The organism is Polynucleobacter hirudinilacicola (assembly GCF_002192535.1).
Lineage (GTDB): Bacteria > Pseudomonadota > Gammaproteobacteria > Burkholderiales > Burkholderiaceae > Polynucleobacter > Polynucleobacter hirudinilacicola.
This window is the reverse complement of sequence record NZ_NAIA01000003.1, coordinates 550,430-563,542: the sequence shown is the minus strand read 5'-3', so window position 1 is coordinate 563,542 and position 13,113 is coordinate 550,430. Positions and strand designations below refer to the sequence as shown.

The 13,113-nt window shown below is 46.7% G+C and carries 10 protein-coding genes and 1 pseudogene; 1 reads left to right on the top strand and 10 read right to left on the bottom strand.

Features of this window, described 5'->3' with window-relative positions:
- Nucleotides 1-3 precede the first annotated feature (3 nt).
- The 3 genes from ispG to ndk are packed head-to-tail and all read right to left on the bottom strand — an operon-like array spanning nucleotide 4 to nucleotide 2,941.
- Nucleotides 4-1,272, bottom strand: a complete 1,269-nt coding sequence (gene ispG / locus B6A14_RS06970) for a flavodoxin-dependent (E)-4-hydroxy-3-methylbut-2-enyl-diphosphate synthase (RefSeq protein ID WP_087909770.1) — start codon at nucleotides 1,270-1,272, stop codon at nucleotides 4-6.
- Nucleotides 1,273-1,285: 13 nt separating this feature from the next.
- Nucleotides 1,286-2,473: a 23S rRNA (adenine(2503)-C(2))-methyltransferase RlmN gene (gene rlmN / locus B6A14_RS06965; protein WP_087909769.1), complete on the bottom strand. Its 1,188-nt coding sequence runs from the start codon at nucleotides 2,471-2,473 to the stop codon at nucleotides 1,286-1,288.
- A gap of 42 nt (nucleotides 2,474-2,515) precedes the next feature.
- On the bottom strand, nucleotides 2,516-2,941 hold the full coding sequence (gene ndk / locus B6A14_RS06960) for a nucleoside-diphosphate kinase (protein ID WP_087909768.1): 426 nt from the start codon (nucleotides 2,939-2,941) through the stop codon (nucleotides 2,516-2,518).
- Between the two features lie 268 nt (nucleotides 2,942-3,209).
- On the opposite strand from ndk, the gene B6A14_RS06955 reads away from it, so the two are divergent.
- Nucleotides 3,210-3,911 (top strand): Bax inhibitor-1 family protein, encoded by a 702-nt coding sequence (locus B6A14_RS06955; RefSeq protein WP_087909767.1) that lies wholly within the window; start codon nucleotides 3,210-3,212, stop codon nucleotides 3,909-3,911.
- 327 nt (nucleotides 3,912-4,238) lie between these two features.
- Here B6A14_RS06955 and rlmD read toward each other — a convergent pair whose 3' ends face one another.
- From rlmD to B6A14_RS06920, 7 genes and pseudogenes are all read right to left on the bottom strand, one after another.
- Nucleotides 4,239-5,675, bottom strand: a complete 1,437-nt coding sequence (rlmD, locus tag B6A14_RS06950; RefSeq protein WP_087909766.1) for a 23S rRNA (uracil(1939)-C(5))-methyltransferase RlmD — start codon at nucleotides 5,673-5,675, stop codon at nucleotides 4,239-4,241.
- Complete coding sequence (locus tag B6A14_RS06945) at nucleotides 5,668-6,489, bottom strand: 3'-5' exonuclease (protein ID WP_087909765.1); 822 nt, start codon at nucleotides 6,487-6,489, stop codon at nucleotides 5,668-5,670. Before B6A14_RS06945 ends, rlmD begins: the two co-directional genes overlap by 8 nt.
- A gap of 17 nt (nucleotides 6,490-6,506) precedes the next feature.
- Nucleotides 6,507-7,268 (bottom strand): peptidoglycan DD-metalloendopeptidase family protein, encoded by a 762-nt coding sequence (locus B6A14_RS06940; RefSeq protein WP_236635689.1) that lies wholly within the window; start codon nucleotides 7,266-7,268, stop codon nucleotides 6,507-6,509.
- A gap of 26 nt (nucleotides 7,269-7,294) precedes the next feature.
- Nucleotides 7,295-7,918, bottom strand: a pseudogene (locus tag B6A14_RS06935) (protein-L-isoaspartate(D-aspartate) O-methyltransferase); the annotation flags it as partial.
- A 29-nt stretch (nucleotides 7,919-7,947) separates the two neighbouring features.
- Nucleotides 7,948-8,736, bottom strand: coding sequence for a 5'/3'-nucleotidase SurE (gene surE, locus B6A14_RS06930; protein ID WP_087909762.1), 789 nt, complete (start codon nucleotides 8,734-8,736; stop codon nucleotides 7,948-7,950).
- Between the two features lie 22 nt (nucleotides 8,737-8,758).
- Entirely contained in the window at nucleotides 8,759-11,836 is a 3,078-nt protein-coding gene (locus B6A14_RS06925; RefSeq protein WP_087909761.1) for an efflux RND transporter permease subunit, read from the bottom strand.
- The gene (locus tag B6A14_RS06920) at nucleotides 11,837-13,108 is read right to left on the bottom strand and encodes an efflux RND transporter periplasmic adaptor subunit (RefSeq protein WP_087909760.1); all 1,272 of its coding nucleotides are present in this window, start codon (nucleotides 13,106-13,108) and stop codon (nucleotides 11,837-11,839) included.
- Nucleotides 13,109-13,113: the final 5 nt, after the last annotated feature.

The window sequence follows — 13,113 nt, the reverse complement described above, 5'->3', positions numbered from 1 at the left end:
TGATTACGCTTTTGCAGCATAGTTTTGCTTGACGTATTCATCCACGATGACCTGAAAATCTTGCGCAATGTTTTCACCACGCAATGTTTTGACTTTGATGCCATCCACAAATACCGGAGCTGCTGGTGTCTCCCCTGTCCCTGGTAAAGAAATACCAATATTGGCGTGCTTGCTCTCGCCTGGGCCATTCACAATACAACCCATCACAGCCACGTTCATGTTCTCAACACCTGGGTGAGTTTTCTTCCAGATGGGCATTTGTTGACGAAGATACGATTGAATATCAGCAGCTAACTCTTGGAAAGTGGTACTGGTTGTTCTGCCGCAGCCAGGACAAGCAATCACCATGGGCGTGAAGTTACGCAAGCCCATGGTTTGCAAAATCTCTTGAGCAACAATCACCTCATTCTCACGAGGGGCGCCCGGATCAGGCGTTAAGGAAACCCGAATCGTATCGCCAATTCCCTCTTGCAACAAAATACCCATTGCTGCAGTAGAAGACACAATACCCTTGCTACCCATACCCGCCTCAGTTAAACCTAAGTGCAGTGGATAGTCAGAACGATTCGACAGATCACGATAGACAGCAACTAAGTCTTGCACATTACTGACTTTGCAAGACAACAAAATTTGATTGGGGTTCATACCCAGCTCAACCGCTTTTTCTGCTGACTGTAATGCTGACTGAATCAAAGCCTCAATCATGACCTCTTGTGCAGTCTTCGGGTCTACTAAAGCAGCATTGCTATCCATAATGGATGCCAACAGATCTTGATCCAAACTGCCCCAGTTCACGCCAATGCGGATTGGCTTGTCGTATTTGCAAGCTGCTTCAATCATTTGTGCAAACTGTGGATCACGCTTAGCGCCCTTACCCACATTGCCAGGATTAATACGGTACTTCGAGAGTGCTTTAGCGCAGTCAGGGAAATCGTTTAATAAGGTATGGCCGTTGTAATGAAAGTCACCAATCAATGGCACCAAGATATCCATCTTGTCTAGTTGTTCACGAATATAGGGAACGGCTGCTGCAGCTTCTGGTGTATTGACAGTAATCCGCACCATCTCTGAACCAGCGCGTGCCAGCTCTTTAATCTGAATTGCCGTACCTACTGCATCCGCAGTATCGGTATTGGTCATGGATTGCACGCGTACAGGCGCATCACCACCTACGGTAATGATGTTACTTTTCCAGGCAACTGTCGCCTGACGAGTTGCGCGCTTAGGAGATGGTCCTAGCGGGAGTTTTGCTGATGAATTATTAGAGCTCATAGGGATCTAATCCTTAATTTAACTTTTTGAGCCATTCGATTGGCTGCTCTGGTAATTCTGTAATGATGTCTGCATCGTGGACTGCACGTTCACGCACTCGAGTGCGATCAACAACATCACCAGCTAACTGCCCACAGGCAGCAGCAATATCATCACCACGAGTCTTGCGCACAGTCGCCACCATGCCGGCATCCAAGAGAATGCTAGCAAAAGCGTTTACCCGCTGAGCTGACGAGCGCTTCAGGCCAGACTCCGGAAACGGATTAAATGGAATCAGGTTGATTTTGCACTTAATGTTCTTTAGTAAGCGCACCAATTCTTTTGCTTGAATATCGGAATCGTTCACGCCATCCAGCATGCAGTATTCAAAAGTGAGGAAGTCTCTTGGCGCAAATGGCAAGTAACGCTCACAGGCATCGAGTAGTTCATGCAATGGATACTTTTGATTCAGCGGTACCAGCTGATCACGTAACTGATCATTGGGCGCATGCAATGACACTGCCAACGCAACTGGACAATCTTGTGCGAGTCGATCAATCATTGGCACTACACCTGATGTAGAAACGGTGACACGTCGACGCGATAAACCATAGGCTCTGTCATCTAGCATGAGACGTAATGCTGAAACTACATTGTCATAGTTGAGTAAGGGCTCGCCCATTCCCATCATGACCACATTCGAGATGACGCGACCAGTGTGCTCCCAACCTGGGGTTGGATATTTTTCAATTCTACGGACAGCTTCTGGATCATTGCGCAATAAGTGCTCTGCAAACCAGAGTTGTCCAATGATTTCACCGGAAGTGAGATTGCGCGAGAAGCCTTGATGACCTGTTGAGCAAAAACGGCAATTGACTGCGCACCCTGCTTGAGAAGAAATACATAAGGTACCCCGATCATCTTCAGGAATAAACACAGACTCAACCGCGTTACCAGCGCCCACATCCAATAGCCACTTACGTGTACCGTCTGCAGCGTGTTCATCTTTAATAATGGGAAGAGAGAGCACTTCCGCTTTGTCTAGCAATGTTGCTCTAAAGCTTTTTGCTAAATCACTCATGTCATTGATGTCGGATATACCCCGTTGGTGTATCCACTGCATGAGCTGCTTTGCCCTAAAGGGCTTTTCATTCAACCCCGCGACATACGCTGCCATTTGGTCAGCGTCAAAATCTAAGAGATTTACGCGCGGGGAGGTCAATGCGCCTACTTATGAATAAATAGCTAATCGATTAATCAGTGATTAACGATTAAAAACATTCATGCCAGGGAAGAAGAAAGCAACTTCCACAGCAGCTGTTTCAGGAGCATCAGAACCATGAACGGCATTTGCATCAATGCTGTCAGCAAAATCAGCACGGATTGTGCCTTTTTCTGCCTTCTTAGGATCAGTAGCGCCCATCAAATCACGATTCTTAGCAATCGCGCCTTCACCTTGCAATACTTGAATCATGACAGGACCAGAAATCATGAAGTTCACCAAATCTTTGAAGAAAGGACGGTCTTTATGAACGCCGTAGAACTGCTCAGCCTCAACTTGTGAGAGGTGTGCCATTCTGGAAGCAACAATCTTCAAACCAGCAGATTCAAAACGGTCATAAATTTTGCCGATGACGTTTTTAGCGACAGCATCAGGTTTGATGATAGAAAGGGTGCGTTCAATTGCCATGCAAGACTCCAATAGTGAATTCAAAGATATTTGCCGGATAGGGTCTGAATGGCTAAAACAGCCACCCCACCTCAGCGACCCCCAAATTATACATTGCCTGACCGTATTTACCCCTATGTCTGTAGGGCTAAGCCCTTGAATTTACAGGGCATAAGCCCTGAATTTGTAGGTCTTTTATTGGGGGGCTTGAAATTGGGGCATTTTGTCTATACTTACTGTCAACAGCCCTCCATGGGCTCATGTAATTACTTTGAAAGAAGGAGTCAATATGAGTGATCTCAACTCTTACGGCTTTGGCCAAACCGGCTCAATTAGCAATATTCAGGTACGTAACCGCGTACTACGCAATACCTATGCCCTCTTAGCCCTTTCCATGGTTCCAACAGTGATTGGTGCCTGGCTTGGTGTTGCGATGGGTCTTGATCTCTTTGGTGGAAGTCCATTTATTGGCTTCATCGTCTTCATGGCAGTTGCCTTTGGCTTCTTCTGGGCAATTGAGAAGAACAAAGAGACTGGTGTAGGCGTTCTGCTCTTGTTAGGCTTCACCTTCTTCATGGGCATCATGATGTCCCGTTTAGTAGGCTTTACGCTCAACAGCTACAGCAATGGTGCGACCCTAATCATGTTGTCCTTTGGTGGCACAGCAGCTATCTTCGCGGTGATGGCGACCATCGCTACTGTGAGCAAAAGTGATTTTGCAGGCATGGGCAAATGGCTGATGGTTGGTGTTCTGCTCCTGATCGTTGCTTCGCTGGCTAATATCTGGTTGCAACTACCTGCTTTGATGTTGACTGTAATGGTCTTAGCTATTGCCATCTTCTCTGCCTTCATCCTGGTTGACGTACAACGCGTTATCAATGGCGGTGAGACAAACTACATCATGGCTACTCTAGCGATTTACCTAGATGTCTACAACGTGTTTACCAACCTACTCGCTCTCTTGGGTATTGTTGGTGGCAATAAAGAGTAAGAAGACTAAGAACTTTTTAGTGTGATGTTCTCTAAGGCGCCTGCGGGCGCCTTTTTCATTGCGTAGCTTTTTGTCTGTGAACGATTAGTTCGCTACAAACATGCTCACCGCATACGATAGTGCTATCAAAATGAATATGATCGCAAAACTATCTGAGGCTCTCATGACACACTCCCAGTGTTTGATGACATGGTTAGCAGCTATCTATTGCTGCACAACTTCAATCTACCCGTCTAGGAAGCTGTCAAGAATCGCCATTGCACCGGGATTTAGCCTCATGCACTAAATTAGCGCCAACAATTGGGGAAAAGTTTCTAAATCAGGAAATTAGAGTGGCTTTGGGCGGTCAAAAACGGCCATTGATTCCACATGGGAGGTGTGCGGGAACATGTTCACGATCCCAGCGCTACTGAGTGTATAGCCGGCGTGATGGCACAAAATCTCGACATCTCTAGCCAAAGTCTTGGGATTGCAAGAAACGTACACGATGCGCTCTGGAAGAAGATTGCTATTTTCTGTATGCAAGTCTGCAAGCGATTTACAAATTTCCATTGCGCCTTCACGCGGAGGGTCCATGAGCCAGCGCTCTGCTTTGCCCCAAGATGCAATCGTTTCAGGAGTAACCTCGAACAAATCGCTTTTCATGAAGCTGGCTTTGTCAGCTAAATTGTTATGTATGGCATTTTCTTTTGCGCGGGTCGTTAAGGTTTCCAAACCTTCTATGCCCAACACTTCGTTTGCTTTTCTAGCAAGCGGCAATGTGAAGTTGCCAAGTCCGCAAAATAAATCGAGTACACGATCAGATGTTTTGACTTCTAATAAACGAATCGCCCTACTCACAAGCGCGCGGTTCATCATATGATTGACTTGCGTGAAATCAGCTGGCTTAAAGGGCATCTCGATTTCAAATTCAGGCAGACGGTAGCAAAGCTTGCCGGTCTCTGGGTAGAACGGCGCTACGGTCTCAATCCCCTTGGGCTGCAGCCAGATCCAGACTTGATGTTGATCTGCGAATTGACGTAGTAGCCGCTCATCATCTGCAGTTAATGGATTCAGAATACGAAAGACCAATGCCGTTACGGGTTTTGCTTTCTTGGGATCCTCAGAAAAGGGCTCTTCTGGCTCACCTACTGCAATTTCAATTTGCGGCATGCGATCTACGATGGATAAGCCCATGACTAATTTACGTAACTCTGGCAATAAATCAGATACATGCTTGGGCAAAATCTCACAAGCAAGCATATCGGCTACATAACTACTCTTGCCTTCATGAAAGCCAATGAGTACTGTGCCTTTTTTAATCGAGCGATTTACTGCGCTTAAGCGTGCACGGTGACGATATTCCCAGGTGGGGCCACCCATCGGTCGCAAAATTTCTTGTGGCTTAGTCTTAGCAATATGCTGCAGATCATCTTCGAGAACGCGCTGCTTCATGGCCACCTGAGCACGAATATCTAGGTGCTGCATGGTGCAGCCACCACAGACATCAAAGGCTGCGCACTTAGGCTCTGCCCTAAATACCGCAGGCTTGAGGATCTGCCGTACTTTCGCTTTACTAAACCGGGCTTTATCACTAGTGACGGTGTATGTGACCAACTCAGTAGGCAATGCACCCTGAATAAAAATGACTTTACCGCTTTGACCTTGAATCAGCTCTGCTTCATTTGGTGCCAAGCGGGCAATGCCTTGAGCATCTAAATCGAGGGCTTCAACTCTTACTGGCTCAGCCACTTCGATATTGACTGGCTTATCGCCTCTACGCATCCGCTGCAAAACCTTGGAGATATTCTTGCCACTGGCCACCATGAGGCTCTTTGGACTCTTTCTCTAAATAGGCTTTTACAAAGTCGATTTCTTCCTTATATTCATCTAAAGAGAAACCGCCACGCAGTAATTGAAAACGGCAATACATGAGATAAGTATTTACAACATCAGTCTCGCAATAGCGACGAATGTCGTCAATCTTGCCATCCTGATACGCAGGCCATACTTGACTGCCATCCATACCCATCTTGCCTGGGAAACCACAAAGTTTTGCCAGGCCATCTAGAGGCGCATTGGCTCTGCCATTGAATTTAGCCAACAGATCCATCATGTCGAGATGACGCATGTGATAACGACTGATGTAGTTATTCCATTTAAAGTCACGACTATCAGCCTCTTGACTCTCGCCCATCTCCCAGTAGCGTGGCGCTTGAATGTGATTGGCCAGCGCACGGTAATGCAGTACGGGTAGATCAAAGCCGCTACCGTTCCAAGAAACCAATTGGGGGGTGTACTTCTCAATCAGATCAAAGAAAGCCTGAATCAATACCTTCTCATCATCTTGCGGAGTGCCTAAAGTGCCCACCTTAATTTGTGGCGCGCCTTCTTTGGTGGTTCTACGAATCACACAAGAAATGGCCACAATTTTTTGCAAGAAGAGTGGCAGAAACTCACTGCCCGTTTTAGCCGCCCTCTCAACCATGGCTTTAGCTGCTACTTCGGCATCACTCATGGAATCTGGATACTCTTCCAGACGCCGTATCCCCGCTACATCAGGAATAGTTTCAATATCAAATACGAGAACGGTGGCCATACGCTCTTGCCGAACCGTTACTGCAGATAAGGTGTTGGATTGACTGGCTTACCGTTTACGCGCAATTCAAAATGGAGCTTAGGGGAATTGGTATCAGTGTCACCCATCTCAGCAATCTTTTGACCCTTACGCACACTATCACCCTCTTTCACTAAGAGCTTGCTGTTGTGCGCATAAGCGGTGAGATAAGTGTTGTCATGCTTCACGATGACTAAATTACCGTAACCACGCAAACTATTGCCAGCGTAGACTACTTTGCCATCCGAAGCTGCTAATACTGGCTCGCCAACCTTGCCAGCAATATCGATGCCTTTATTGGTTTCGTTAAATTCACCAGTGACCTTGCCTTTGGCAGGCCAAGACAAACGAATGCCAGGCTCCGCTACTACTTCTGGCTTAGCAGGTTCAGGTGTTGGTGCAGGCGCATCCGCTTTATCACTGCTTAGAGTAGATTTTTTATCAACTGGCTTAGCAGCTTTAGCACTTGCTGGTGGCTTAATCAAAATCAAATCACCTATTTCAATCACATTGGGATTGAAATTTGGGTTTTCTGCTTTATTCCACTGCGCTACATCCCGTGGAGCCTGGCCATGATCAAGAGCAATACGCGCTAGAGTGTCTCCTCTTTTAACTCGGTAGTACCCCGGTGGCGTTGACTCATTAGCAATGGTCCCGCCAGAGCGATCTGTGACGCTAGCAGGTTTGGTGCGAGGAGTAGTACAACCAATAGTCAGCGCCAGACTTGCAGACATCAGTGCAATGAGAAAGCTTTTAGGCATAGTAGGTCTTGAATTCGGCTGAGATTTCATATTACCCCTGATTGTAAGGGTACAAAAAAGACCTCGTCCAGGACAGTTCTTTGGTAGCGCTGGGAGCTCATTCTTTCAACCATGATGAGTTGCTGCTCTTTTGCATTTTTGGCGACTGGGGCAACCAAACGCCCTCCAATAGCCAATTGATCCAATAAGGCGTCCGGGATACCCAAACCCGCTGCCGCCAAGATGATCCCGTCAAAGGGTGCGGCCTGGGGCAAGCCTAAGATGCCATCACCGTAGATCAAGCGCAGATTATTAATCCGAAATGGGCGCAGCTTCGCTCTAGCCATGTCATGCAATGGTCGAATCCGCTCTATTGAATAAACCTCATCAGCTAGCAGACTCAGCACTGCTGCTTGATAACCGCAGCCCGTTCCAATCTCCAGAACTTTCCCAAGCTTATGCCTGGGCTTGTGTAATAACTCAATCATGCGAGCTACTACTGATGGTTTAGAAATCGTTTGCTCTTGGCCAATCGGAAGCGCTGTATCTTCGTAAGCTTGTACATGCAAACCAGCATCAATAAATGCATGGCGCGGAACGGTAGCAATGGCTTCTAAAGTTTTACCGTGCTTCACACCGCCAGCATGCACTTTGGCTGCTAGCGCTTGACGATAGGCCGCGAATCTTTCGGTGGGAGCCTTCAACCGCGATCCCAACCACTTGAGCGCATTGCTGCTAAGCGTGCGTGATGACTTAAATCTAATTGCATCGGAGTAATCGAAATACAACCTTCATCAATTGCATGGAAATCTGTGCCTTCAGAATTATCTTTAACGTGTCCCGCTGCACCAATCCAGTAAATCTTGTCGCCGCGTGGACTATCTTGCACTACCACTGGCTGCGAGTGATGGCGATTACCCAAGCGTGTTACACGCCAGCGATATAAATCAGCATAAGGACGGTTTGGGATATTGACGTTGAGCAAAGTCGCAGTGCCCTCTGTTCTAGCGAGCGCTGAAATCAACATTTGTGCAACTACATCGTGTGCAGCTTTAGCAGCATCCTCAATCCGGTTCCAGCCGCGATCAATTTGTGAGAAAGCAATGCCAGGAACACCGAACATCACTCCCTCAATCGCTGCGGCCACTGTGCCGGAATAGAGCACGTCTTCACCCATGTTCTCGCCCTGATTGATACCAGAAATCACTAGGTCGGGCTTTTCATCTAAGAAACCGGTCATCGCCACGTGCACACAATCTGTGGGCGTGCCGTTAATAAAGAAAAATCCGTCACGCTCACCACCAGCCACTCGGTGAATCGAAAGTGGTCTAGATAAGGTTAAGGAGTTAGATGCGCCACTGTGATTTTGCTCAGGTGCAATCACCGTAATGCGGCCCAATGGACGCACGGCATTCACTAGGGCGAGTAAGCCAGGAGCGAGATAGCCATCATCGTTAGAAATCAAAATATGGGGTTGACGTTCACTCATGACTATTGATTACTTTCTTAACTTAAATATTACTTGCTGGTGTTAATGCACGTCCTCTGAACCAGCCATAGATTACAGGCAAGACCAAAAGAGTCAAGATAGTGGTTGTCACCATGCCTCCCACAATCACCAAAGCTAGCGGACGCTGTGCTTCAGAACCAATCGAGTGCGATAAAGCAGCTGGCAAAAGACCTAAGCCTGAGAGTGCTGCAGTCATCAGAACGGGACGTACACGCAAAGAGGCGCCCTCCACCATGATGTCCTTCATCTGGCCATGTTCCGTTGCTGCCGTCTTATTAATAAATGAGATTAAGATCACGCCATCCTGAATTGCAATGCCAAAGAGCGATAAGAATCCAAAAAATGCCGAGATGCTCAGCGTCTCACCGGCAAGATGCAAAGCAAGAACGCCACCAATAGCTGCAAATGGCACATTGATCATCACAATAAAGGCGTCGCGGAAATTACCAAAGGCACTCACGAGCAACAAGAAGATACCCAGTAAGGCCAAAGGCACAATCAACATCAGTTTCTTTTGCGCCTGCTTCATTTGATTGAACTGCCCATCCCAGCTAATAGAGTAATTCGGGGGCAAGGTGATGTTTTGCTCAACCAAGATCTGAGCATCCTCTACAGCGCTACCCAAATCACGATTACGCACGCTAAATTTAATCGCAATATAGCGCTTACCCGCCTCACGATAGATAAAGAATGGGCCATCTGATAACTGAACGGTAGCTACCATCGATAAAGGGATCTTAGCCCCGTCAGGAGCGTCTACTAATAAATGGCCAATATCTACAACGTCATTACGACTACCTTCATTTAGGCGAATCGCAATACCAAAGGTCTTTTCATCTTCAAGCAAATTGGTTACGGCTGCACCACCGATCGCATTAGCAACCACAGTCTGAATATCATTCACATTAATGCCATAACGAGCTGCACGCTCACGATCAATCTGGATATTGAGGGTTGGCTGACCAAGCTCTTTTAGGATGCCCTCATCCTCTACGCCGCGTACCTTTTTGAGTTGATCAATCACTTCATGTGCCTTTTGATCAAGGACCTCAAGATCGGTGCCATAAATCTTGATCGAGTTCTCGCCCTTAACGCCCGATAAGGCCTCATTGACGTTATCTTGAATGTATTGCGAGAAGCTATAAGTAATGCCCGGAATCTGATTTAACTCTTTCTCTAGATGGGCAATGAGGTCTTTCTTGGAAGAGCCTCTTGGCATCTTATCGGGACTCTTTAAATACAGTCCATATTCCTGGTTGAACACGCCTGTAGAGTCAGTGCCGTCATCAGGGCGACCAATCTGCGCCGCAACCTTATCAATCTCAGGCTGCTTTAAGAAAGTCTCGCGGAGTTGATTGGCAATCTTGACCGAGTAATCTAGATCTACAGTATTAGGCAAAGTGACGCGCAACCAAATATTGTTCTCTTCAAGGGTTGGCAGGAAGGCAGTACCCAAGCGCATCATGCTGAGTAAAGTCAGACCAAGAACAAAGACCGCTACAGAGAAAACTGTTAAGGGACGATCCATCCATTTTCTCAGTAAAGGTTTGTAGCTTTCGAGAATTTTGGTGATGAATGATGGTGGTTTGTGATGGATGTTCTCGCCAAACACTAAAGAAATCATTGCTGGCAAGAAAGTTAAACTCAAAATCATTGCTGCAATCAAAGCAAAGCCCATGGTGAAGGCCATTGGCTTGAAGATAATGCCCTCAACACCGCCCATAAAAAACAATGGGGAATAGGCAACAATAATGATGCCAGTTGAGTAAATCATGGCGCGCTGTACTTCACTAGTAGCCAGAATGATGCTTTGATTGAGGCGCTTACCACCCTCCTCTAAGTGACGCATGACGTTCTCCGTCAAAATCACCGCAGAGTCTACGATTACCCCAAAGTCAATTGCACCCAGGGAAATTAAGTTGGCTGGGACACTCCACAAATGCATCTGAATAAAAGATACACACAAAGCCAGTGGAATAACGGCAGCAACTACGGCAGCGGCACGAATATTACCTAAGAAGAAAAACAATACTGCCAGCACCAAAGAAATGCCAAAGAACAGAGTGTGCTTCACTGTGCCAATGGTGATGTCTAAAAGTACTTGGCGATCGTAGAACGGCTTTACTTCAATGCCTGGGGGTAATACATGCTTATTAATATTGTCGATCGTATGGCGCACTCTTGCTAATACTTCAGTAGCATTCTCACCGCGACGCAAATAGACAATGCCCTCCACTGAATCAGGATTGTGATTGAATTGAAACATCCCCAAACGAGGCGCATTACCTATATCAACTCTAGCAACATCACCAATTCGAATAGGCACGCCCTTATTTACGGCAACAACAACTTGCTTAATGTCATCAATACTTTTGAGAAGGCCAACTCCGCGAACCACAAATTGCTGCTCACCACTGGGTAACAATCCACCACCAATATTGCTATTGGCATTGGTAAGCGCCAAGATCAATTGATTTACAGAAACACCCTTGGCCTGGAGGCTTTCAGGGCTGACGATTACCTGGTACTGCCGCACCTTGCCACCGAATGAAGAAACGTCAGCTACACCGGGAGTTTGTTTGAGCTCTTTATAGATCTCGTAGTTTTGTAATGTCTTTAATTGTGTAGAGGATGCATATTCAGAACGAACCTCATAGCGCATAATCTCGCCGGTTGCATCTGAGTCAGGGCTAATGCTAGAAGTCACACCCGGAGGGAAACTCACGTTAGCTAAATTAGCTAAGAAAGTTTGGCGCGCCTTGAATGGATCTGTAGTGTCATTAAATTTGAGTGTGACTACAGATAAGCCAAATAGTGATACAGAACGGAAAGCTTGCAAGCCCGGAATGCCAGCCAATGCATTTTCAACGGGGATGGTAACTTGCTGCTCAACCTCAGTAGTACTTCTTCCTGGCCATTGTGAAATAGCTTGAATTGTTAAAGGTGCAACCCCTGGATACGGCTGAATTGGTAATTTGCTCAAACTGAGCATACCTAAGCCAAGCAATACGACAGAAGCAAAAATGACAAGCACGCGCTTCTCAACTACCCCTCGAATAAAGGAGGTGAAAACGCTCACTTAGTCCTCCTGCTTGGCAAAGCGATCATTCAACAATACAGCGCCCTCAGCCAAGATTTGCCAACCCTGCTCCACGCCCTCAGTAATCGCAAAGCTCTTACTGTTGAGGTCATAACCCTTCACCGGCACACGCCTGAAGTTCTCAGGACCGACTTTAATAATGGCAAAACGATGTTCACGAATTCTGACGATGGCTGATTGCGGGACTACTACTGCATCTGCGGTACCGGTAGTGAGCAACCCAGAAGCGAACATATCGGGACGCAGCAAATCATCGGTGTTTTCTACATCAGCACGAATTAATAAAGCCCGAGTTTGCGGATCAATTGCAGGTGCAATGTAATTGGCATAAGCAATAAACTCTTTCTCAGGATAAGCCTCGAGGTGTAAAACCATCTTTTGCCCCTGCTTAATCATTCTGAAATCTTGCTCAAATACATTACCCAAGAACCAGAGGTGCTTAGGGTCGGCTAGCGTGGCAATAACGTCTCCAGAGCTTAGCGTTGAACCAGGCTCTACATTGCGCTTCACTACAACACCCTTTAATGGTGAGCGCATCACCAAATTAGCCGTTGTCTTACCGGTAGCTTCAATACTCTTGATATCCCCATCTCCCGCACCTAGATTTCTCATACGGTTTGCAGCAGCTTGTTGAGTAATACGAGCATCCCCCAATAAATCACTCATGGTTTTACTGCCCTCTAAAACCTGAGCAGTTTTAGAAGAGAGTAAATACTCTTGCTGGGCAGAAATAAACTCTGGGCTATAAAGCTCTACGACTGGGGAACCAATCTCCACTTGTGCGCCATCAAAGGCATAAATACGCTCAACCCTACCTGGAGCACGCGCTGAAAGTACTTTTGCTTTTTCTGCATTAAATGCAAGACGTCCTGGCACTTTAATATTGACTGGCACCTGAACTTTTTCCGCCGACTGGAAAACATACACCTCTGGGTTGAGTTTGACGCCAGGCAACTTTAGTTCCAATACACCACTACTCTCTACCTTGAGCCCCTTGCTGGAACTTTCAATTTTCACAGCGCGATTTACGTTGGTCACACGACCCAGCACAATACCAATCGATAGAATTGCAAAAGCAAAAGCAGCCAAGCGAACACGGTAACGATTCGTTGGGGAAAGATTCCAATACAAGCCAACTAAGCCAGTAGCAGCAACTTTTGCATGATGTGCGCCATCGTGCGCCCCTTTGTGCAAATGTGGCTTTACCTTCTCAGGTAAACCTTTTAGAAACGCAATCAATTTATTGATCAAAACTA